Origin of the sequence: Winogradskyella thalassocola (assembly GCF_900099995.1) — a bacterium.
Classification (GTDB): Bacteria; Bacteroidota; Bacteroidia; order Flavobacteriales; family Flavobacteriaceae; genus Winogradskyella; species Winogradskyella thalassocola.
In genome coordinates, this window is sequence record NZ_FNCZ01000005.1 from 54,915 (window position 1) to 78,577 (window position 23,663).

Genomic DNA, 23,663 nt, shown 5'->3' on the forward strand with positions numbered 1-23,663 from the left:
TATAAAAACTTGCCTTATGCAGGATAATATATTTATTTTTAAACGCTATTAAAAATCACTCTTGAACGCTACGAAAATACTTATTGTTACTTCTGAATTTCCTCCTCAACCTGGTGGGATTGGTGACCATGCTTATAACGTTGCACTCTATTTAAGTCGTGCTGGTTACGATGTTTCTGTTATCGCAGATCAACGTTCTATAAATGGTAATGAAGAAGCTAATTTTGATACTACTTTGTCGTTTAAAATGTTGCGGGTTCCGATGACAAACCCTCGCTTTAAAATGTATTTTAATAGGATAAGTCTTTTAAGAAACGCAATTAGATCAGCCGATGTTGTTATCGCTTCTGGGAAATTTTCGTTGTGGAGTGTTGCTATCTTAGGCCGACGACGATCGATTGTAAGTTTGGCCGTTATACATGGGTCTGAAGTTAATTTTAGCAATAGACTATTAAAAGTTAGTATAAATAGTGCTTTGCAACAGTTTGTTAAAGTTATAGCGGTATCTCATTTTACAAAATCATTAATCCCTTTAGAGGTTCAGAAGAAAACGGTAGTTATTCCCAATGGTTTTAATTCTGATAAATGGAACATTAATACGACTACAGACATACAATTAAGTGGTACGCCTAAATTGATTACTGTAGGTCACGTCAGTGAAAGAAAAGGGCAACACGAAGTGATTAAACTTTTACCACGATTAATATTACGCTTTCCAAATATTGCTTACCATTGCGTGGGATTACCAACAGCACAAACGGCTTGTGAATTATTAGCGAAACAATTAGGTGTTGAGAAACACGTTTTTTTTCATGGTCGCGTTAGTAATGACGTTTTAAAAACAGCATTAGAGGCTAGTGATGTATTTGTAATGTTAAGCACCGCAACAACCACGGGAGATGTTGAAGGCTTTGGAATTGCATTGTTAGAAGCGAATGCATTAGGGATTCCGGCCATTGGAGCTAAAGGCTGTGGTATTGAGGATGCCATACGAGATGGTGAATCAGGATTTTTAGTGACTTTGGGTGATCAATCTGCTTTTGAAGACGCTTTAGAACAGTTGTTGACCTCTAAAGAAGCGTATGCTAAAACCTCAAAAAAATGGGCAGATGAACACCAATGGGATATCATTATTAAAAATTATATAGAAGAAATAGAAAAGTCAATCGTTAATACTAAGTAGTTGCACACGACTGCTATTTATATGATAATAAAAATTTAAAAGGATATAGTTTTTTTGTGGTTTTGGAACCTTAAAAAGATGAATGGGAATTGTTTGTAAACTAAAACCTTTATTATCAAAACAAATTTTATTTTTGTCAATCGTGAAAGGCACACGGAGTATCAAAAAATCACAAAATGCAGATGATACTATTATTTTAATACCTTAATCAATATCAATGAAATTAGTAATCATATCTCATACTGAACACTATCAGAAAAGCGATGGCAGTATTGTTGGTTGGGGTCCTACGGTTACTGAAATTAATCACCTTACCGCAATTTTTGATGACATTGTTCATTTAGGGATGTTATACGCTGGAGAACCGCCAGCAAGTGCATTGCCTTATACGAGTTCGAAAATAAAATTTGTAAATATCCCAGTGGTAGGAGGTACTGGATTAAAAAACAAATTAAAAATTATAACAGCGGCTCCGAAAACGATGCAATTAGTAAACCGTTATGTTAGTGCTTCAGATTATTTTCAATTACGAACCCCTACAGGGATTGGAGTCTATTTGATTCCCTATTTAACTTGGTTTACTAGAACACCAGGTTGGTATAAATATGCTGGTAATTGGAAGCAAACCTCTGCACCTTTAGGGTATGCCTTTCAGCGTTGGTTTTTAAAAAAACAATCGCGCAAAGTAACTATTAATGGTGCTTGGAATGACCAACCACAACATTGTGAGACTTTTGAAAATCCGTGTTTAACTAAAGCAGATTTAGCTTTTGGTAAAGCCATTATGAGCACAAAAAGAATGGTGAATCCGATTAACTTTTGTTATGTTGGGAGGTTAGAAACACCAAAAGGGGTTGGACGTATCATTGAAGCTGTAACAGCTTTAAAAAGTGAAGACAAAGCAAAACTAGGTACCATTCATTTGGTTGGCGATGGGGCTGAACGAAAAGACTTTGAAACGCAGGCGGCATTAAGCGGAGTTAATTTTAAGTTTCATGGGTTCTTGTCACGTCATTCTGTTGTTGAAATCTATAAAGTATGCCATGGCTTTTTAATGCCTACAACAGCATCTGAAGGGTTTCCAAAAGTATTGGCAGAAGCTATGAATTTTGGGTGTGTCCCTATAGTCTCTAATATTTCTTCTATAGGGCAATATATTAAAACTGACGAAACAGGTTTTGTATTGCTAGATATAAATACAGACGCGCTAAGCGCACTTATCACTGATTTCGCAAATCTGCCTGCAAATGACTATTTACGTTTAGTTTCTAATGGACAAGACGTCGTAAAACGTTTCACTTTTGCATACTATAATGACCATATAAAGCAAGCTATTTTAAATTAAATATATGGGAATAGTAAAGAAACATAAGCGTTATGATGATAACTTTATTCCACTCCTTTTAGGACATGTATTTCTAGGAATCGCTATTTATTTTTTAGAACCTATTGCACGTGTCTATTTTTTAGGAGTATTGTTTTATTTTCTGTGGCATATAATTACCTCACCCGAAAAGGAAAAAACAATGTTTGTATTGTTAGGGTGTGCTTATTTCGTTGGTGGCGAGGTTTTTTTACGGATGACCAAAGGCTATTTCTTTTATGAAACAGGGAAGTACTGTGTATTATTAATGATGCTTGCCGGAATTTTTTATAAAGGGGCCTCTGGTAAGGCTTATCCTTATTTTTTATATCTTATTTTATTAGTGCCTGCTGTTATCGTTGCTTCTATAACATTAACTTATGATGCTAATTTTAGAACCAATGTAACATTTGTTCTTGCAGGCCCCGTAACTTTAGGTATAGCCACATTGTTTTGCTATGATAAAAAAATATCAGAACAACAAATTTTAAAGATCTTACAGTATTTAGTGTTACCCATCATTTCTATGACTGTGTATTTGTTTTTGTACAACCCCTCTATACGAGATACCATATCTAATACGGCATCTAATCCAGCAACGTCAGGGGGATTTGGACCGAACCAAGTTTCTACAGCGCTAGGTATGGGTATGTTTGTGATGGTGGTGCGTATTTATATGCAATCTCCTAGTTTTTTTATGAAAGTTTTAAATATTTTGATTTTTGCAGCTATTGCATTTAGAGCTGTTGTTACGTTTAGTCGCGGAGGAGTCTTCGCTGCTATAATTTGTATCTTAGCATTTCTTGGGATATTATTTCTAAAATCAAATTACAAAGTTAAAAATCAAATTATAGGCTCTACATTTGTTTTTTTATTTGCTATTAGTTCTACATGGCTTATAGCCTCAGTTGAAACGGGAGGTATGTTAGATAAACGTTATGCCAATGAAGATTCATTAGGACGTGAAAAAGGGGACGCGACCACAGGTCGAGGTACATTATTTATGCAAGAAATGGATGGATTTTTACAAGATCCTATATTTGGTATTGGGGCTAGCAGAACTAAGGATATACGTGTACAAGAAACAGGAGAACAGTTACCAACACATAATGAAGTTGGTCGTTTATTAGGAGAGCATGGGATGCTTGGTATTATTATATTACTGATTTTAATTATAAAACCCTTAGCATATCGCGCAAGACATCCAAGCAGTTATTTTTTTTATGCCTTTTTGTTTTTTTGGTTTGCCACCATTAATCATACAGGAATGCGGATTGCTGCACCTTCGTTATTTTATGCATTAGCTTTATTAAATATTACAAATGTTAAGAAGAAAAATATTATACATAGGAAACAACTTGTACAATAATAAAACTAATCCTTCCTCGATACAGGTTATAGGAGGCCAGTTGGAGAGTGAAGGGTTTGATATGTTGTATAGTTCAAGCAAAAATAATAAGATCTTAAGGCTATTTGATATGCTTTATTCTTGTATAAAGTATAGAAAAGCCGTTAGTAACGTCATCATTGATACATATAGTACAAGCAATTTTTATTTTGCCGTCTTTGTAGGGCAATTATGTCAACTTTTAAAATTGCCTTATGTTTTAAGTTTGAACGGTGGTAATTTGCCAGCACGATTACAGAATAGTCCTAAATTATGTGCCATTACTTTTAAGCCTGCTAAAGCCTTAGTGTCACCATCCTTGTATTTGATGGATGCTTTTCATAAACATGGTTATTTGGACGTTACCTATATTCCTAACGCATTGAATCTAAATCATTATAAATTTAAGACGAGACCTATAGAAGACCTTAATTTATTTTGGCTTCGTTCTTTTTGTAAAATATATAATCCTTGCTTAGCTGTTGATGTACTGAAAGCTTTAAAAGAGCAAGGTTATAAGGTGAGTTTATGCATGGCAGGCCCAGATACAGATGGTTCTCTTAAAAAAGTAAAAAAACACGCTAAGGCTTTAAATGTAGAGGTTTTTACACCTGGAAAGCTCACTAAAACAGAATGGACCGATCTCGCCAAAGATTACAATGTTTTTATTAATACGACAAACTTTGATAATATGCCAGTAAGTGTTATTGAAGCCATGGCCCTAGGTTTACCTATAGTCTCTACTAATGTTGGTGGTATGCCATTTCTAATTGAAGATGGGGTTGATGGTATTTTGGTGCCACCTAATAATTCAAAAGTATTTGTGGATGCCATTTTAAAATTAAAATCTCAACCCAAAGAGACGGAAACGATGGTGGCTAAGGCTCGTGAAAAAGTAGAACAGTATGATTGGATGCTTTTAAAAGAAAGTTGGGTTAAAGTTTTAAACGCTATTTAGTTTTTTAATTATAAAAGGTCCCTTATTAATAATATATTGCATTGCCTAAATTTTGATTGATAAATAAAAAAATGAACGATAATCACAATAAAACTTTAGAAGTTAATAAACGTCAAAAAGAGTTCTACAACGACACTAATAAGCATAAGAACTTCGCTACAAAGCTTTGGTCAAAGTTAAGAAATGGAACTTTGCATAAATATACTAATGACTTAGATCTTAAAAATAAGGTGTATTCAGAGCATAAATTATGGTTAGGGGATTTAGAGGATAAAAAAGTGCTTGACTTAGGTTGTTTAAGAGGAAACAATCTTTCTTTATATATGGCCAAAAACGCAAAAGAATATGTTGGTATTGATCTCAGTGATGTGGCCATAGAAGAATTAAACGAGAAGCTAATTAATGCAGGTTGCACAAATGCAAAAGGAATTGCTGTTGATTTTTTATCAGCAGATTTTAAGCATTCTAACTTTGATGTCATATATGCCTATGGTGTTTTACATCATTTTGAGGATTTTGATTTACTAATTAATAAATTAAATGAGAAATTAGCAAAAAAGGGTAGCATTATATCTTATGACCCTTTAGAAACTAGTTTCCCTATAAAGGTAGTAAGAATGCTATATAGACCTTTTCAGACTGATAAAGACTGGGAGTGGCCATTCACTAAGACGACATTAAAAAAATTAGATTCAAATTTTACTATCGTGGAAAAAAGAGGGATTCTTGGTCAAAGTAAATATGGCTTGTTATTAAATTTCTTGCCTTTATCTTCTAACTTTAAAAAAGACAAAATTCGAAAAATGATTGATAAGGATTGGAACGCTAAAAAGTGGACAGCTATCTATCCATGTATGCATCTCACAATGCTGTTAAGAAAAAAAGCATAATCGCTTTTTTTTATTTAAGGTGTAGGTTACTCAATAAACCCTATCTTAAATAAGTGATGATTCTTTTAAATTTTTATATAATAAATGGTTTTTAATTTACACAAAACATTGATGTTGTAACATCTGTATTTTACTGCGTGAACGAGCAAAATATTAATGACGTTGAATGTTAAAAAAGATCATGAAAAGCGGAAAACCTTGATTGGTATGGTATAATGCTCAAAAAGGAAAGTTCTTTTATTCTAAATAAATGTTAAAAACCCATTAGACTTCTTATATTTACAGCAGAGTTTATATGCATAATGTCTAAGAGAAAAAGTATACATTTCGAAGTTTCCGAACGCAAGATTCTCCTCAGGATTGTTGATTTATTAATGGTGTTTTTAGGCGTCTATGCTTTAAGCTATCATTTTGATTTTGAATACATTGTTTTTAGCATAGAGAATAGTGTTGCCTTAATCTTACTAGGGGTTTATGTTGCGCTTTTTGGAACCATTTTTGAATTGTACGATCTTCAAAAAGCGAGTCAGTTTGATACGACGTTTAAAAATATTGTGATTACTGTTTCTACTGTTGTCTTATTTTATCTTTTAACTCCTGTATTGTCTCCTTATTTACCAGTAGAGCGGTTGCAGATTGTTTATCTTTATATAACGCTTATTGTATCTCTTTTTTTATGGCGCCTCATTTATATTAATCTAGTAGAATCTCCACGATTTTATAAGCGCGTGCTCTTAGTTGGTGAAATTTCTAATATCGATGGCTTAATAAAAGCATTAAACACGTCTGACCCTAATTATAAAATAGTTGGTTTTATTAATAGTGAAATTTCATCGACAGAATCCGTGAAATTTAAGGGACTTCCAGAATATGATGCTAAAGACTTTTTAGAAACTATTAAAAAAGAAAAAATTTCTGAAATTTTAGTTGCGAGTTTTAACACGGAAGCCATAATGACCGAAGTGTATCACAATTTAATTTCCTTATTAGAACGTGGGTTTAAAATTAGAGATTATACTCAAGTTTATGAAGAGTTATTGCATAAAGTGCCAATTCAATTCGTAGGAAAAGATTTCTATAAGTATTTCCCTTTTAGCCGAAGTAACGAGAATAAACTTTACATATTCGTTCAGCGTACCTTTGATATTGTTTTTGCTATTATTGGATTGGTTTTAGGTGTATTTTTAGTGCCTTTTATTTTATTAGGAAATTTTATAGGGAATAAAGGCCCCTTGTTTTATACTCAAGAACGTGTTGGAAAAAATAGTAAAATGTTCAATATTCTTAAGTTGAGAACAATGGTTGTTAATGCTGAGGCTGACGGCGTAAAGTGGGCACAAAAAAATGATACGCGAATTACAGCTTTTGGGATGTTTTTAAGACGCTCACGTATGGATGAAATTCCACAATTTTATAATGTCCTAAAAGGTGAAATGAGTATTATTGGACCACGCCCCGAACGTCCATTCTTTGTTAATGAATTATCACGTATCATTCCGTTCTATGAAACACGTCATATTATAAAACCTGGTTTAACGGGTTGGGCTCAAGTTAAAACCCGATATGGTTCATCTGTAGATGATAGCTTAACTAAACTTCAATACGATTTGTTTTATATTAAACACAGAAGTATATTTTTAGACTTTAATATCTTTATTAAAACATTAAGTACTATTCTGTATTACCGAGGGCAGTAATTTCTTGAGTTAAGAGTTAAGAGTTAAGAGTTGTGAAGAATTGAGAAATTACTTTATTCGAACAATCAGATTACCACATATCACTTAAAGAGAAAATTATACTTTTTTTTGATCTTTTCAAATTCTCAAAATCTGATATTCAAATAGGATTGATCAGGTGAATTAAATAATACAAATCCAACTAGATATTAATTGAGGATTGCTGATTTAAATGGCATGTTGTTTAATCTTAATTCTGATTAAAGAATTTGACTAAATAGATATATCGTATTAATAGAGCAATCAGCAAAGGAATTAAACCTATTGTAAATACCTGCACACCGATAACCCAATGCGACGTTAATAGACAAAGCATTATGATTAGGAATTTTAAGTATTTTCTAAACCACGTTTTAACTTCAGGCTTAAGTAGCTGAGCGATTACAAAAATATTAAGCGGAAACGCCCATAATACATTATAGTTTTGCGCAGTGGCTGAATGATCCGTAGCGAACCATAAAAACAAAATGAGAATTCCAATAATTCCTGTAATACTAAAAAGCAAAAGATCCAACCACTTACTTCGTACCTTATTTTTATAATCTTTATACGTTATAAATAAAATAATGATGGCTAGTAGTCCAATTACCACCAATGGACTAAATAGAACACGCGATGCTGCATTGGTATCTTTTTTTTGATACAATACCGTTGAACTTGCAATAAGACTTTCAGAGGTACTTGTTTCTGCGGTTTCAAAAAAGGCATGAATGTATTTTGGTAAAAACATAAACTCATGCGCTGTAGCCTGTTTATCAATAACAGCTCCTAATGCGATGTCAATACCAAAGCTTCCCCAAGAGTTTAAGCCTACATGCTCATGTATAAGTTCACGAAATGTTTTTGGCTCTAAATTTTCGGGTTTTATAAAGTTTATATCACCATTTGTCGTGGTCTGTGCAACATCTCTAATTCGAGTAGCACAATTATCATAGAAAAAATCGTATAAATACCGTCTGTTTTCGGGTTTGTAATTGTTTTCTAGGTAGTTGAATAGATTCTGTTTTTCTTGGGTAGAAAGGTTTAAAACCTGTTCTTCAATCGTACGATTCGCATTGGTATACGCATAATAAAAGCCATCGAAGTTATGTCTGCTAATGAGATAGTTGAGTTTTCCTTGTGCGAATTTTAAATAAAAATTAGGAGCGCCAAAATCGTATTCACCGTAACCGTATACAACGTCGATTCCGCGATTTTGATCTTTAATTCTGAAAGCATTATGTCCGAAAGCATCATTTAGCGATTCACCAGGTCCTATCGTTATTACCGATATTTTTGCGTTTTCGGAAAGTTGAAATTGCTGAGCAAATGTTGAAGCAATAGTCAATAGGAAAATAAACGAGAGTAACTTTAATTTCATAAGTAAAACTATCTAAAGACGCTAAAATCTATTTTTAAAGAAAACACATTAGAATATAAGGCCGCACTTTGGTCTCCGATATCTGTAAAGGCATAATCGATTTGAATGCCTCTATATTTAAAACCAACTCCAAAATTGGGTTGGAATGATATTTGTTCGGAATCATCGATCTGTATTTCGTTTTGAAAATTACCAACGCCAGCTCTTAGAAAAACTAAATCCGTATACCCAAACTCAAAACCTAAAGCAGGATTAATACTCGCAAAAGAGGTAGATATAATATCATTATTTTGAGCAAAGCGCATATTTAAGTTTGCTGCTGCTAATAAGGAATAATCATAATTGAAAACCCACTTTTTAGACATCCCTAATTGTAACTTAGGAATCGTAATTTCAGTTGTTTCTGGCAACTCTTGGTTTTCGCCATCAACAGCACCACTAATTTGCTCAAATTTATCTTCATCAATAGACCACGCATTATAAGTGGTTGTAATATCTCTGGCCATTATTCCAAACTTCCACTCATTTTTACTTTCAAATTGAATACCTGCATCAAAACCAAAACCCCAAGATGATGCAAAATCACCTATAATTCTTCGGATAATTTTAGCATTCACTCCAAAATTTAAACCATCTAAAGGCAATTTTCTGGCATACGAAAATGTTAGTCCATAATCAGCGGTAGAAAACGTGCTTATTCTATCGTAATTAATATTGCCTTGGTCGTCTATTAATTGAGTGGTATCTAAGATATCATCCACGCCAAATCGTATAAGCGATAAGCCAACGGCACTTTTGTCATCTAAAGGCATGGCATAAGCGATATAGTTATAATTCGCAATATTAGCAAAGTAACTAGAGTGCATTAAGGCAAGCTGATTATCTTCTAGATGTACCAAACCTGCAGGATTCCAATAGCCAGAATTCACATCGTCAGTTTGAGACACCACAGCGTTACTCATACCCAAAGCGGCAGCATCAACACCAATATTCATAAATTCGTTTGAATATTTTCGGGTTGTCTGCGCTGAAACCGTAAGAGTAGCAAGTGTTAAGAGAATTACATAGTAACTTTTCAACAGCAAATTTTTTTTACAAAGATGCATAATATTTTTCTATCTATTTAACTCTAGATGTGTGTTCTTATTGTTTTCTTTTCATGTAAATTGAAAATAATATGAGATTAGAGACAAATTCTTTTATATTTTTACAAAAAATACATCCATGAGTTTTAAAAGACACATTCCTAATTTTGTAACACTTCTTAACCTGTTTTCGGGTTGTATTGCTGTGATATTCGCTGTAAATGGTAACTTTATTGTTGCTGCTATTTTCGTGTTTCTAGGAGTCTTTTTTGATTTTTTTGATGGACTTTTAGCGCGTAAACTCAATGTGCAAAGTCCTTTAGGTATTCAACTAGATTCTTTAGCAGATTTGGTAACTAGTGGAGTAGTGCCTGGTATTATAATGTTTAAGCTTATTTCGTTGACCATTGATGCACCAGATTATTCGGCTTATACGGACAGCTGGAATTCTATTTTTCACTGGCAAGGCTTTAAAATGTCTGCTTTACCGTTAATTGGTTTGTTTATTACGCTAGCGTCTGCTTATCGTTTGGCTAAATTTAATATAGACGAAGATCAACAATCTTACTTTAAAGGTTTACCAGTTCCTGCAAATACATTAGTGATTTTATCACTGCCATTAATTCTAGAATATCAGAATAACGATCTTATGAATTCTATAATTATTAATAAATGGTTCCTAATCGGTTTAACGCTTTTGAGTTGTTATCTTTTAAATTCTAACATTAAATTATTTGCCTTAAAATTCAAAAACTGGGGATTTAAAGACAATAGTGTACGTTATATTTTTCTTTTACTGAGTGTAGTCCTTTTAATTGTGCTTCACTTTGCAGCAATTCCTCTTGTTATTGGTTTATATATTGCTCTTTCTTTATTGACACAGTCTAAAATTTAATTTCACCCAACTTAACTATTTATTAATGGCTTCAGGATTTTTTGCACTATTAGATGATATCGCAGCTATAATGGACGATGTCGCTGCAATGACTAAAATTACCACAAAGAAAACAGCAGGCATTTTAGGAGATGATTTGGCTGTGAATGCAGAAAAGGCTTCAGGTTTTGTGTCGTCTCGTGAAATACCGGTATTATGGGCAATTACTAAAGGCTCTATGCTTAATAAGATTATCATATTGCCGTTGGCATTTTTGTTAAGTGCATTTATACCATGGGCTGTTATAGTGATATTAATACTTGGTGGGTTGTACTTAGCTTATGAGGGTGCCGAAAAAATCTATGAGTTTATAGTACCACACCCGAAAGAAGTTACGGTTAATCTTAAAAAAGATTTAACGAAAGAAGAATTATTAGAATTAGAGAAATCTAAAATAAAATCAGCTGTAGTAACAGACTTTATTTTATCGGTTGAAATTGTAATTATAGCTTTAGGTTCGGTCGTTAATGAGCCAATAGTAACTCAAATAATTGTGGTTTCCATAGTGGCATTAATTGCAACGATTGGTGTGTATGGTATTGTAGCTTTAATCGTACGAATGGACGATCTTGGCTTAAGATTTATTAGCAAAAGCAATGGTAAAAGCGGATTTTTATTTGGATTAGGAACGTTTTTAGTGAAAGCGTTGCCAATCATCATTAGAAGTTTATCAGTTATTGGTACAATTGCTTTACTCTTAGTTGCAGGTGGTATTTTTGTTCACAACATTGAGTTTATGCATCATGTTTTAGAACAAATTCCTTCGATTTTAAGAGATTTTATTGTGGGACTTGTAGTTGGATCTGTCTGTTTACTGCTGGTGAGTGGAGTCAAATTATTACTTCCAAAGAAAACTGTGAAGCATTAAAGTTAGGTTGTCGTTTTAATTTTATCTAAAAATTAATAGATTTCTAATTTTAGAAATAGTTACATAGTGTAATGTTAACTTTAAAACGAAATCTAAAAATGATAAAAAAATTTAGCATATTATGTTCATTGTTGATGTTATACTCTTGTAATTCCGACAATATTGAATTTTTAGAGGTTTATTATTATAGTCCAGGTCCCTCAACTCCATCTCGAACATTTTGCAGTAGCAATTTGTTTATTAGCACCTCAAGTGAAGTACGTTATAAAAAGTTAGTTGATAAGTCATTTTTAGTAGAATTTGAAAACCAATTAAAAAAATTAAAACCTTCTGATGAATTTTCTATTAATAGTAGAGCTTTTGCATTAATCAATTATAGAGATGGGAATATAGACACGCTATGTGTTGGTGAATACAGAGGTATTTGTCTAAATGGAGATATTAAGATTCATAACCAGGAATTTCATAATCTTATGTTGAATGAGATAGATTTCTATGATAAGAAATTAAATGATGAGATGTATAAAGACAAATTGAAGACTAATAATTCTAACTAATTTTTACTGCTATTATCATTTCTGCGTAGGAAAATAAACCTTTAGGTTCAGCGCAGTTAATCCACTTGCTTATTAATAATTCTGAATAGGGATAAATTACATAGACTCAATTGAAGACTCCAACATCTTTGCCATTATTGTTGGTAAATACCAAGAATAGCCTCAGTGTATGCTTTTAGAAATTAAGATTAATCTTCATATATTTTCACTTCTGTGCCTAATGTGATATTGTTAATTCGATCTTTTTTTCCTTCATTTAGATAAAACACAGTCCATGTTTTGTCATTATCAAAGCGAGAACGTCTATAGGTGCTATTTGTATTTTTACTATAGTTTACAGGGAAATAGGGTTTAATATGCTTTGGGAATTTATATAAACCTTCTTTTGTTTCCTTTTCATAAAATGGTGACGTTGGAATTAGATTTCCTTCAGCGTCTGCTGGGCCTAGGTTTAATAATGCTAGGTAAAGTCCATTTTTTGGTAAGTAAATTTGATGCTGTTCTAAATCTATATTTAATTTATCCGTTTTTTCATTGAATAGGATAACAATTGATTCCGTTGTGATTTCTTTTCCTGGTAATCCATTCTCATTAGTATAAAAACTAATGCTATACAAGGTTGCAAATGGATGCCGCTTTAAAACTTGTTTTTTCTTGCCCGAAAAATCCATTGTTTTATTATAGCTTGGGATAATTATAGATTTTATCTGAACCTCGTTATCGCTAAAATTATTTTCAATTAGGCAAGCAATTTCACTCCCTATAGGATTTCGATAAGAGTTTAAGAAATCCTTATCGTTAATGGGTTTCGTCTTTTCTGTTTTAAACTTTCGCTTCTTATCAGATAAAACCACTTCCTCTAATTGTGTTGTAACAGGATTTAAAACTATAAGTTGCTCTTTTATGGAGTCAACAAAAACGATTTTTGTTTCATAGCCTAATGCAGAGAGTTGCATGCTATCAGACGCGATGAGTCTTAAGTTAAATTGCCCATTGTTATCTGTGTAAATGCCATCTTTATCCCCAAAGGAGATATTTACATAAGCAATAGGTAGTGCTGTTAATTCATCACTAACAGTAATAATAGTTTCATTTTGCCCAATAATAGGACTAAGCTTGAGAAGAAAACATAAGCTTAAAATAAAATATTTGGAGTTCATTTTATGATGGATGAAAGTTTAAGGAGCCTTGATAGTTCTCCTTACGATAAGTAATTAGAATTCTAATTTCTTCTTACGTAACTCAAAATTTTGACCCAAGTAAACTTTACGTACCATTTCATCACTCGCTAATTCTTCAGGTTTACCGGCTTTAAGAATGGTACCTTCAAACATTAAATATGTTCTGTCTGTAATCGCTAAAGTTTCTTGAACGTTATGGTCGGTAATAAGAATACCAATATTCTTTTTTGTCAATTTAGCAATAATACGCTGAATATCTTCTACCGCTACCGGATCTACTCCTGCAAAAGGTTCATCTAATAATATGAAATTAGGATCGGTTGCTAACGCTCTAGCAATTTCTGTTCTACGACGTTCTCCACCTGAAAGTAAATCACCTCTATTAGTTCTAATATGACCTAAACCAAACTCTTCAATAAGCGATTCCATTTTAAGGTGTTGTTCTTTCTTACTTAGTTTAGTAAGTTGTAATACGCTTAAAATATTGTCTTCAATACTCAGTTTTCTAAACACAGACGCTTCTTGAGCTAAGTAGCCAATTCCGTTTTGAGCACGTTTGTACATTGGGAATTTTGTGATATTGGTATCATCTAAAAAAATATTACCACCATTGGGTTTAATAATCCCAACAATCATATAAAAAGAGGTGGTTTTACCAGCTCCATTAGGACCTAATAAGCCAACAATCTCTCCTTGATTCACCTCTAAAGAGACATCCTTTACTACTTTTCGTCCGCTGTAGGACTTCATTAAATGTTCTGCTCGTAACTTCATATATGGTGTAAGAACGCTAAATTTAATAAAATCATATAGATTCTATTGGCTTTGGCTATCATTTATTAAAAGTTTAACCTTGTGAATTGTGTTCTTCTATAGCATCCCAATACTCGTGAGCACGTCGCAAATGAGGAATCACAATAGTACCACCAACTAAAGTTGCTATACCTAACGCTTCACTAATTTCTTCTTTAGTTATACCTTCATTATAAGAGGCTTCTAAGTGGTATTTAACACAATCGTCGCATCTTAGTACGGTTGAGGCTACCAAACCTAAAAGCTCTTTGGTTTTTTTATCTAGAGCTCCTTCTTGAAAGGCATTGGTGTCTAGATTAAAAATTCGCTTTACTATTTTATTATTATCAGCTAATATTTTATCATTCATTTTAGAACGATAATCATTGAATTCCTTTACAATATCAGACATAACTTAGGACTTAACTTTTGATTTTTTATTTTCTTTTGCAGCTCTTCGCTTTTGTTTTCTAATAACTAAAGCCGAAATATAAATGCTTATTTGGTACAATAATAATATTGGAATAGCCACAATAACCTGACTCGCAATATCTGGTGGAGTAATAACCGCAGATAAAATTAGTACAATAACTAAGGCATATTTTCTATATTTTCTTAAAAATTGAGGTGTTACCAATCCGATTTTAGTTAAGAAATAAATAAGTATAGGTAATTCAAAAACAAAACCAGCGGCTAAAGATGATGATCTCACAATAGAATTATAAGAACTTAAATCAAAAGCGTTTGAAACTTCTTCTGCAAATGTATAGTTCGTTAAAAAGTTTAATGATAAAGGAGTAATGACATAATATCCAAAAGCAACACCTAAAAAGAAAAGTAGTGAGGCGATGATTATAAATCCTCTAGAACTTTTGCGTTCGTTAGTTTGAAGCCCGGGACTAATAAAACTCCATAATTGATATAATACATAAGGAAAGGCAATAACTAAACCAGCATAAATAGAGGTCCAGATATGTGCAGAAAACTGACCACCAACAGATCTTACTTCAATAACAAATGGCAATTCATTGGCGCAAAAGGACATATCCATTCCAAAGAATTTAGACATCTCACATAGTGCAACATATGTTGGAAAATCCATATGCTTAGGAGCCATTATAATTCCAACAACAAAATCTTTAAAAATAAAAGCTAAGATGGCCGCAACCATAATACTAATTACAGCTCTAACTAAATGCCATCGTAATTCTTCGAGATGGTCTAAAAAAGACATCTCATCTACATTCTTTTTCGCCATTATATAATGCCTTCTTTTATTAAATCGTGAAGATGAACCACACCACAATACTTACCATCGTGCTCTACCAATAATTGAGAAATACCAAATTCTTCCATAACTTCCTTAGCGTCAACTGCCATAGCATCCTCTAAAATACGTCTTGGATTATTACTCATTATATCTTTGGCTTTTAAAGCGGTAAGATCATCACTTTTGCTCAGCATTCGTCTTAAATCCCCATCTGTAATAATTCCTACAATTTCATCATTTTCAACTACTGCTGTTACGCCTAGCATTTTTTCAGTGATTTCAACAATTACTTCTTTTAATGAGGCCTCAAGACCAACTTGTGGTTTTTGATTTTGAGAGGATAAATCATTTACTCTTAAATATAAACGTTTACCTAGGGCTCCGCCTGGGTGGTATTTTGCAAAATCTTTACTCGAAAATCCTCGTAATTCTAATAAACAAACCGCTAAAGCATCTCCCATAACAAGTTGTGCAGTCGTACTTGTTGTTGGTGCTAAATTATTAGGACAAGCTTCTTGTGCGACATAAGCATTCAAAATAAAATCGGCTTGTTGCCCTAAAAAGGAGTCGATGTTGCCTGTAATGGCAATCATTTTATTATTTGCATTCTTAATAAGTGGGACTAAAACTTTTATTTCAGGAGTATTTCCGCTCTTAGAAATACAAATTACAACGTCGTCCTCAAGAATTAATCCAAGGTCTCCATGGATGGCATCTGCAGCGTGCATAAAAACCGCTGGCGTGCCAGTAGAATTTAAAGTAGCAACGATTTTGTTAGCTATAATAGCACTTTTGCCAATTCCTGTTATAATAACACGACCCTTAGAATGGTAGATTAATTCTACCGCATCGGCAAAATCATCTGTCAGTAATTCGGACAAATGCGCTATCGCTTTGCTTTCTATTTTGATGGTGGTTGTTGCAGTTTTTAAAATGGATTGCTTAGTGTTCAAAACTTATTTTTTATTGAGTTTTCTAGGTTTAAAGAATTTGTTATCTTTAAACTTGTTGCAAATGTATATAAAATACCAATAGGGATTAATGAGTATTGCAGAAATTGACTTACACTCCGCATTAAAAAAGTACTTTGGATTTTCAGAATTCAAAGGCCTTCAAGAAGAAGTAATAAAGAACGTCGTAGCTGGTAATAACACTTTTGTTATTATGCCAACTGGTGGTGGAAAATCTTTATGTTATCAACTACCAGCATTAATAGCTGAAGGTACTGCCATTGTAGTATCTCCGCTTATTGCGTTGATGAAGAACCAAGTAGATGCCATAAGGGCCGTGTCTGAGCACGAAGGTGTGGCACACGTCTTAAACTCTTCTTTGAATAAAACGGAAGTTAAACGCGTTAAGGATGACATTACAAATGGCATTACCAAGTTGCTATATGTAGCTCCAGAATCGTTGACAAAAGAAGAATATGTTGACTTTTTAAGGACCGTTAAAATTTCGTTTATGGCTGTCGATGAAGCCCATTGTATTAGTGAATGGGGACACGATTTTAGACCAGAATATAGAAATCTGAAGACGATTATTAAGCGTATTGGCGATGATATTCCAATTGTTGGACTTACAGCAACAGCAACTCCTAAGGTTCAAGAAGATATTTTGAAGAGTTTAGGGATGCCAAATGCCGTTACATTTAAAGCGTCTTTTAATAGACCTAATTTATATTACGAAGTACGACCAAAAACTAAAAATGTAGATGCAGATATCATTCGTTTTGTAAAACAAAACGAAGGAAAATCTGGTATTATATATTGTTTAAGTAGAAAACGTGTTGAAGGTTTAGCGCAAGTTCTGCAAGTCAATGGTATAAAAGCGGTGCCATATCATGCCGGTTTAGATGCTAAAACACGAGTAAAACATCAAGATATGTTCTTAATGGAAGATACTGATGTTGTTGTGGCGACTATTGCCTTTGGAATGGGGATTGATAAACCCGATGTTCGTTTTGTAATTCATCATGATATTCCTAAAAGTATAGAAAGTTATTATCAAGAAACGGGTCGAGCTGGTCGTGATGGAGGAGAAGGTCATTGTTTAGCCTATTATGCTTATAAAGATATTGAGAAACTTGAAAAGTTTATGGCAGGTAAACCTGTTGCCGAACAAGAAATTGGCCATGCTTTACTGCAAGAAGTGGTTGCCTTTTCTGAAACATCAGTATCTCGACGTAAATTTATTCTTCATTATTTCGGAGAAGAATTTGATAATGAAACTGGTGATGGTGGAGATATGGACGATAATGTTCGTCATCCTAAAAAGCAGGTTGAAGCTCAAGATGATGTTAAAATTCTTTTAGAGACTGTTGCTAAAACGAATGAAAAATATAAAGCTAAAGATTTAGTACAAGTACTTGTCGGAAATTCGAATGCACTTATTTCTTCCCATAAAACAGATTTACAAGCACACTTTGGAGTCGGAAAAGCTAAAGATCCTAGATATTGGATGGCTTTAATCCGTCAGGTTTTAGTGGCACGTTTTTTAAAGAAGGATATTGAAACCTATGGTGTTTTAAGATTAAGCGAAGAAGGAAAAGATTTTATAAAAAATCCAACATCCTTTATGATGGCTGAGGATCACGTGTTTGATGAAGAATCAAATGATGGTATCGTTACCAATTCTAAAGCAGGAGGTGCTGTTGCAGACGAAAAGTTAATGAGCATGCTTAAAGACTTACGTAAGCGTAATGCTAAAAAGTTAGGAGTTCCGCCATTTGTGATTTTTCAAGATCCGTCATTAGAAGATATGTCTTTAAAGTATCCTATTAATATAGAGGAATTATCTAATGTACATGGAGTAGGTGAGAGTAAAGCAAAAAAGTATGGTAATGATTTTGTTGGTTTAATTGCCGATTACGTGGAAGACAATGATATTTTACGACCAGAAGATATGGTGGTGAAGTCTACAGGTACTAATTCAGCCATAAAATTATACATTATTCAAAATGTTGATCGAAAATTACCATTAACAGATATTGCGTCTTCAAAAGGAATGGAAATGCCTACGTTTATTAAGGAAATGGAATCTATTGTGTTTTCTGGAACGAAGTTGAATATTAATTACTGGATCGATGAACTTTTAGATGAAGATCAACAGGAAGAAATCCATGAGTATTTTATGGAATCTGAAAGCGATAAAATAGATGATGCTATTGAAGAATTTGATGGTGATTACGACGATGAAGAATTACGTTTATATCGTATAAAGTTTATGAGTGAAGTGGCTAATTAAGTGTTCAGTTTTAAGTGGGCAGTGTTCAGTGTTCAGTAGTCAATGAATAGAAGTTTGTATTTCATATAAAGATTGAATTTCTGAATTAGGCTTTCTGGTAGAGAACCGAATTTTTGGTTAACTTTTTTAATCTTAACAACAGTATAGTGAACCCATTTTTAATTGTTCTTTTAATTATATTGTTTCCTTTTTTTGTCTGGATAACAGGATTTTTAAATGCTTGTTTTTTTATTCCATTTTTTAAAGAAGGAGAAGCAAACGATTTTTTAGAAGCTCATGGTTATAAGTTTATTAAGTGTGAGGAAATAAAAAATGATGAACGTCACAGATTAGAGGAAAACCTTATAAATAGACTGTATTCATTTAAAACGTACTACCAAATTACCGCAAAGTCTATTTCAGATGGTTCAGATAAATCATTTAGATTGATACTATTAAAAACGTATTTACCATTCAATATTAAGAGAGAGCTGTATTATTTTGAACAATCATAAATTTTAAGATTCAGTTTCTAATTTTATTCCTCTTCATCAGATGCATCAATCACAACATATTTACTAAACAGAATATCGTGCTTCTTAACTTTTATTTGAATACTCCTAAGTGTTGCATTTTCTAAATTTTTCACGTCACTTTCTTCAATCTGAAAATCAATTTTCGTTACATTTCTACCTTTAGTATCTGAGTTCTCTGATTCAAATTCTGGCATATCAGCATCTAATTTCAATTTAAAATTATCACCAACAAAATATAATTGCGCTCCAGTTTTAGATTTTACATTGAGCGCACCAACAATAACAGTTTGAAAAAAGAAATAGCCTCCCAATTCATTTAAGCCGGCGAACAGAACATTCTTTTCAGAGACACCAAAAGGTCTGTTTTCAACATCATTAATGATAGCTTCAATAGTGTCACCAGACTGAGATGTTGTTTCAGAATTTTTAGAACCAAAGAGTTTAGATAACGAAAATGCCATGTGATTTGTTTTTTTCAAAACTAAAAAAAAGAATCAGAACCCGAAATCGAATTTGAAGTTGTTTTTATTTCGACTTCAATTTCAGATTCGATTTCAAGTTAACTTTCTTATCTTTGCATTCTTAAACAAATTAAAATACAATGCAAGACGGTATATACGCAAAATTCAACACTTCAAAAGGTGCAATTTTAGTGAATTTAGAGTTCGAGAAAACTCCAGGTACAGTAGGTAATTTTGTTGCTTTAGCAGAAGGAAATTTAGAAAATTCAGCGAAGCCACAAGGAACCCCTTACTACGATGGATTAAAATTCCATAGAGTAATTCCAGATTTTATGATACAAGGTGGTTGTCCACAAGGTACAGGAACTGGAGATCCAGGTTATAAATTTGATGATGAGTTTCATCCAGATTTAAGACATAACGGTCCTGGTGTTTTAGCTATGGCAAATTCTGGTCCTGGTACTAACGGAAGTCAGTTTTACATTACACATATTGCAACGGATTGGTTAGATAATAAGCATACTGTATTTGGAAACGTAGTGGAAGGACAAGATATTGTTGATGCTATTGCACAAGGCGATAAAATTGAAACTATTGAGATTATAAGACAAGGTGATGCTGCTGAAAAGTTTAATGCTATTGAGGCGTTTAGAACATTTGAAGGGTCTCGTGAAAAGCGTATCGCTGAAGAGCGTGAAGCTGCAAGAGCAGAATTAGATAAATTAGCTGTAGGCTTTGATGAAACTAAATCGGGTTTACGTTACCAAATCATCCAAAAAGGTGATGGTAAAAAAGCAGAAAAAGGAAATACAGTTTCTGTACACTATAAAGGTCAATTAGCAGACGGAACGGTTTTCGATTCGTCTTACAAAAGAAATTCTCCACTAGATTTTCAAGTTGGAGTAGGTCAGGTGATTGCAGGATGGGATGAAGGTATTTGTCTTTTAAATGTAGGAGATAAAGCACGTTTGGTAATTCCTAGTGATTTAGGTTATGGTGCTGCTGGTGCCGGAGGAGTAATTCCACCTAACGCAACATTGATATTTGATGTAGAATTAATGGGTGTAAAATAATTACATTGTATTAGATACACACGTAACAAAATAGAAAAAGAATCGTCTCACTTATAGTGAGACTTTTTTTTGCTCTTATTTGTAATTAATTAAGTAATTAAACCAACCAATATGAAATCTAAAATTTTAATAGTATTAATCACAATGATTGGATGGAGTTGTTCTAATTCAGTTAACTATTCCGAAACATTTAAAAATGAAACAGCTGGTAATTACCTATATAATCAAGATGATGTCATTGAGGTCTATTATGAAAATAATAAGCTCTTTTTAAATTGGAGAGGTGGAAAAATCGAACCTGTAGCTTTAGAAGAAAACGAGTTTTTTGTTGCTGATATGTATAAGAAATTTAGATTTGTTCAGCACCCAAAAACGCAACAATGGTATTTATCGGTTATACCAGAAGAAGACACCGCTGAGGTAACATACGATTATTTAAAAGCGCCAAAGGGGTATAAAACACCAAGTGCACACTTAGCAGATGGTAATTACGATAAAGCACTTGCTGGATACTTGGAAATTAAAAAACAAGATTCTACGAGTATATTTATAAAGGAATGGGATTTTAATCGGGTGGGATATAAGCACCTTCGAGATAAAGAGTACGAAAAAGCTATTGGGGTATTTAAAGTAAATGCAGCGCTACATCCAAATAGTGCCAATGTCTATGATAGCTTGGCAGAAGCTTATTTGTTCATTGGCGATAGTTTACAAGCGTATCAGAATTATAAAGTGGCTTTAAGTTTTAATAATGAGATTAGACAAGCTAAAGCATTTGTGAGTGCTAATGCTTCTAAATATGAAAACTAAAGTGATCTGCTTTTAAAAATTCATAGTGCTTATACGGTAAAACTTTAGGGTTACTATAATTCCGAATAATAACATAAAGACATTTCTAATTTTGTAATCCAATTCAAGGTTTTTTTTCGGATGGCAACGTTATTGTTTGTGTTTAGTAAATTAAACCCAAGTGATGAAACAGAAAAAGTCTTACTTATAGTGAGGCTTTTTTTGCTCTTATTAAAATTTAATTAAATCGACCAATATGAAATCTAAAATTTTAATAGCATTAATTTAATTGAACATCTGCACCAGATAAAAGATTGTAATTGGTTATCTTTAGGTGTTTTATAAGAATCACATATATCTTTTGCCATAAATCTTCTTTTTTAATAGTAAATTCTTACATAATTATTTAATTTTAGAGAAATCAAAACATATAATTTATGAAACAACTATTACTCAATTTTTTTGCAACAATCGGTATGATTGGTATGGTAACGGCTCAAGGCTACACAACACCAGATACAAATAGTACCTTTACATTAGATGACCTCGTATCGGCGAGTCCGTCGACCATTTCGGTGAGCGGAACAACCTATACCTTAGTAGAAGATCTTACAATCTCTGCAAGTGACACTTTTAATATCAGTGAGGATGTCACTTTAGAGATTGGCGAAGATATACGAATAACCATTTACGGAATTTTTAATGTAGATGCTGATAATGCTGTTTTTACTGCTATCGATACAACATTTCCTTATGATGGTTTTCGTTTTGAAGAATTTTCAGATATTACTATTCAAAATGCTACGATACAATATGGAGGTGGTTTACGTGTGCTTACAGAAACATTTACTATTGATAATTGCTTAATAACTAATAATGTTTCTGGAGTTTCTACAAGTGGTGCTATTGGGATTTCAAGAGGTAAACCTCAAATTACTAATAATACGATTACTTTTAATCAAACCACTGCAATTGGATCTGGAGCCACAAACCTAGTTTCTCCTTATATATTTAATAATTATATTGAAGGGAATAACCAAGCCAATTCTAATCGTCCTCAGATTAATTTAGGGCCGACATTGGAAAGTGATCCAACTGAAATCATCCAGAATACTATTAAAGGTGATCGTAGTTTAACACAAGTAGGAGGGATTTCTGTTTCTGACTTATTAAGTGCAGGAGGTGTGAATGCTATAATTGATGACAATGTTATAATTGACAACCGTTATGGTATGGTAATACAAAGTAACAATGTTTCTGCATTTATTAGAAATAATGTCATTGAAGACAATAATACCCAAGGAAATCCTAATCTTGGTGGAAGTGGTATTTCATTGCTTGCTTCTGTAGAGGGCAATGTTATTGTGGCTAGTGGTAATGAAATTCGCAGGAACTTATGGGGAATTACACTTCAAGGCGAGTCTATGATTAACTTAGGTGACGATGTTGATAATATTGGTCAGAATGTGTTTTCTGGAAATGGTAATGGCGGAACGATATATGCCGTTTATAATAACACAGATAACCCTTTGACTGCAATGCATAACTGTTGGGATGAAGAAAACACTCCAAATACATTAGCTGATGCTGAAGCTGTAATTGTACACCAAAATGATATTGCAACTTTAGGGTTGGTAACGTTCGATCCGGTGAATTGTGGTTTTTTAAGTGTAGATGAACTTGCTTATAATGAGATGGCTATTTATCCTAATCCTACTTCTGGTCAATTTAGTTTAACAAATAATACGTTATTTAACCAAATGAACGTTTATAGTATTGATGGAAAACTTATCATGCAAAAAACGCTTCAATCAGGTTCTAATGACTTATATCTAGATTTAAATACAGGTTTATATCTATTAGAATTTAACGGATTAAATGCAAAATCAACTAAAAAGTTAGTGATTAAATAATTTAAGACCTATAAAATTTTAAAAAAGCTCTACCGTAGTTGGTAGAGCTTTTTTTGTGGTTTAAAGTATACTTGGTTTAGCTTATCCTTAACAACGGTAATATTT

22 protein-coding genes are annotated in these 23,663 nt (G+C 33.0%); 14 read left to right on the forward strand and 8 right to left on the reverse strand.

The window, feature by feature from the left end; all coding sequences use genetic code 11:
* The first annotated feature begins 61 nt into the window (after nucleotides 1-61).
* The 6 genes from BLT80_RS12790 to BLT80_RS12815 all read left to right on the forward strand — a co-directional run bounded on the left by BLT80_RS12790 (nucleotide 62) and on the right by BLT80_RS12815 (nucleotide 7,478).
* A complete protein-coding gene (locus BLT80_RS12790; protein WP_092468607.1) occupies nucleotides 62-1,183 on the forward strand; it encodes a glycosyltransferase family 4 protein in 1,122 nt (373 codons plus the stop codon).
* Nucleotides 1,184-1,400: 217 nt separating this feature from the next.
* Nucleotides 1,401-2,528, forward strand: a complete 1,128-nt coding sequence (locus tag BLT80_RS12795; RefSeq protein ID WP_092468609.1) for a glycosyltransferase — start codon at nucleotides 1,401-1,403, stop codon at nucleotides 2,526-2,528.
* A gap of 4 nt (nucleotides 2,529-2,532) precedes the next feature.
* A complete protein-coding gene (locus BLT80_RS12800) occupies nucleotides 2,533-3,915 on the forward strand; it encodes an O-antigen ligase family protein (protein ID WP_092468611.1) in 1,383 nt (460 codons plus the stop codon).
* A 109-nt stretch (nucleotides 3,916-4,024) separates the two neighbouring features.
* Complete coding sequence (locus tag BLT80_RS12805) at nucleotides 4,025-4,891, forward strand: glycosyltransferase family 4 protein (protein WP_092468896.1); 867 nt, start codon at nucleotides 4,025-4,027, stop codon at nucleotides 4,889-4,891.
* Between the two features lie 71 nt (nucleotides 4,892-4,962).
* Nucleotides 4,963-5,781: a class I SAM-dependent methyltransferase gene (locus BLT80_RS12810; protein ID WP_092468613.1), complete on the forward strand. Its 819-nt coding sequence runs from the start codon at nucleotides 4,963-4,965 to the stop codon at nucleotides 5,779-5,781.
* A 302-nt stretch (nucleotides 5,782-6,083) separates the two neighbouring features.
* Entirely contained in the window at nucleotides 6,084-7,478 is a 1,395-nt protein-coding gene (locus tag BLT80_RS12815) for an exopolysaccharide biosynthesis polyprenyl glycosylphosphotransferase (RefSeq protein ID WP_092468615.1), read from the forward strand.
* A gap of 229 nt (nucleotides 7,479-7,707) precedes the next feature.
* On the opposite strand, the gene BLT80_RS12820 is transcribed toward BLT80_RS12815, so the two are convergent.
* Both BLT80_RS12820 and BLT80_RS12825 read right to left on the reverse strand, forming a co-directional pair.
* Entirely contained in the window at nucleotides 7,708-8,877 is a 1,170-nt protein-coding gene (locus BLT80_RS12820; protein ID WP_092468617.1) for a lipoprotein N-acyltransferase Lnb domain-containing protein, read from the reverse strand.
* A gap of 8 nt (nucleotides 8,878-8,885) precedes the next feature.
* On the reverse strand, nucleotides 8,886-9,956 hold the full coding sequence (locus BLT80_RS12825; RefSeq protein ID WP_092468619.1) for a putative type IX sorting system protein PorV2: 1,071 nt from the start codon (nucleotides 9,954-9,956) through the stop codon (nucleotides 8,886-8,888).
* 145 nt (nucleotides 9,957-10,101) lie between these two features.
* On the opposite strand from BLT80_RS12825, the gene BLT80_RS12830 reads away from it, so the two are divergent.
* The 3 genes from BLT80_RS12830 to BLT80_RS12840 all read left to right on the forward strand — a co-directional run bounded on the left by BLT80_RS12830 (nucleotide 10,102) and on the right by BLT80_RS12840 (nucleotide 12,321).
* On the forward strand, nucleotides 10,102-10,857 hold the full coding sequence (locus BLT80_RS12830) for a CDP-alcohol phosphatidyltransferase family protein (RefSeq protein ID WP_092468621.1): 756 nt from the start codon (nucleotides 10,102-10,104) through the stop codon (nucleotides 10,855-10,857).
* A gap of 25 nt (nucleotides 10,858-10,882) precedes the next feature.
* Nucleotides 10,883-11,764 carry a DUF808 domain-containing protein gene (locus BLT80_RS12835; RefSeq protein ID WP_092468623.1) on the forward strand — a complete coding sequence of 294 codons (882 nt, stop codon included), beginning with the start codon at nucleotides 10,883-10,885 and terminating at the stop codon, nucleotides 11,762-11,764.
* Between the two features lie 98 nt (nucleotides 11,765-11,862).
* Nucleotides 11,863-12,321: a hypothetical protein gene (locus BLT80_RS12840; protein ID WP_139181069.1), complete on the forward strand. Its 459-nt coding sequence runs from the start codon at nucleotides 11,863-11,865 to the stop codon at nucleotides 12,319-12,321.
* 188 nt (nucleotides 12,322-12,509) lie between these two features.
* On the opposite strand, the gene BLT80_RS12845 is transcribed toward BLT80_RS12840, so the two are convergent.
* The 5 genes from BLT80_RS12845 to BLT80_RS12865 form a co-directional block, all read right to left on the reverse strand.
* Nucleotides 12,510-13,481, reverse strand: coding sequence for a carboxypeptidase-like regulatory domain-containing protein (locus BLT80_RS12845; RefSeq protein WP_092468626.1), 972 nt, complete (start codon nucleotides 13,479-13,481; stop codon nucleotides 12,510-12,512).
* A gap of 54 nt (nucleotides 13,482-13,535) precedes the next feature.
* Nucleotides 13,536-14,276 (reverse strand): LPS export ABC transporter ATP-binding protein, encoded by a 741-nt coding sequence (gene lptB / locus BLT80_RS12850; protein WP_092468628.1) that lies wholly within the window; start codon nucleotides 14,274-14,276, stop codon nucleotides 13,536-13,538.
* A 73-nt stretch (nucleotides 14,277-14,349) separates the two neighbouring features.
* Nucleotides 14,350-14,706 (reverse strand): carboxymuconolactone decarboxylase family protein, encoded by a 357-nt coding sequence (locus BLT80_RS12855; protein ID WP_092468630.1) that lies wholly within the window; start codon nucleotides 14,704-14,706, stop codon nucleotides 14,350-14,352.
* Nucleotides 14,707-14,709: 3 nt separating this feature from the next.
* Nucleotides 14,710-15,552, reverse strand: a complete 843-nt coding sequence (gene tatC, locus BLT80_RS12860; RefSeq protein ID WP_092468632.1) for a twin-arginine translocase subunit TatC — start codon at nucleotides 15,550-15,552, stop codon at nucleotides 14,710-14,712.
* The gene (locus BLT80_RS12865) at nucleotides 15,552-16,517 is read right to left on the reverse strand and encodes a KpsF/GutQ family sugar-phosphate isomerase (RefSeq protein ID WP_092468634.1); all 966 of its coding nucleotides are present in this window, start codon (nucleotides 16,515-16,517) and stop codon (nucleotides 15,552-15,554) included. The genes tatC and BLT80_RS12865 overlap by 1 nt, the downstream gene beginning before the upstream one ends.
* An 88-nt stretch (nucleotides 16,518-16,605) precedes the next feature.
* On the opposite strand from BLT80_RS12865, the gene BLT80_RS12870 reads away from it, so the two are divergent.
* Nucleotides 16,606-18,807, forward strand: a complete 2,202-nt coding sequence (locus BLT80_RS12870) for a RecQ family ATP-dependent DNA helicase (RefSeq protein ID WP_092468636.1) — start codon at nucleotides 16,606-16,608, stop codon at nucleotides 18,805-18,807.
* A gap of 146 nt (nucleotides 18,808-18,953) precedes the next feature.
* The gene (locus BLT80_RS12875; RefSeq protein ID WP_092468638.1) at nucleotides 18,954-19,301 is read left to right on the forward strand and encodes a hypothetical protein; all 348 of its coding nucleotides are present in this window, start codon (nucleotides 18,954-18,956) and stop codon (nucleotides 19,299-19,301) included.
* Nucleotides 19,302-19,324: 23 nt separating this feature from the next.
* Here BLT80_RS12875 and BLT80_RS12880 read toward each other — a convergent pair whose 3' ends face one another.
* Entirely contained in the window at nucleotides 19,325-19,783 is a 459-nt protein-coding gene (locus BLT80_RS12880; protein WP_092468640.1) for a hypothetical protein, read from the reverse strand.
* Between the two features lie 140 nt (nucleotides 19,784-19,923).
* On the opposite strand from BLT80_RS12880, the gene BLT80_RS12885 reads away from it, so the two are divergent.
* From BLT80_RS12885 to BLT80_RS12895, 3 genes are all read left to right on the forward strand, one after another.
* Nucleotides 19,924-20,856: a peptidylprolyl isomerase gene (locus BLT80_RS12885; protein ID WP_092468642.1), complete on the forward strand. Its 933-nt coding sequence runs from the start codon at nucleotides 19,924-19,926 to the stop codon at nucleotides 20,854-20,856.
* 111 nt (nucleotides 20,857-20,967) lie between these two features.
* A complete protein-coding gene (locus BLT80_RS12890; RefSeq protein WP_092468644.1) occupies nucleotides 20,968-21,666 on the forward strand; it encodes a tetratricopeptide repeat protein in 699 nt (232 codons plus the stop codon).
* Nucleotides 21,667-22,082: 416 nt separating this feature from the next.
* Nucleotides 22,083-23,558, forward strand: a complete 1,476-nt coding sequence (locus BLT80_RS12895) for a T9SS type A sorting domain-containing protein (RefSeq protein WP_092468646.1) — start codon at nucleotides 22,083-22,085, stop codon at nucleotides 23,556-23,558.
* Nucleotides 23,559-23,663 lie beyond the last annotated feature (105 nt).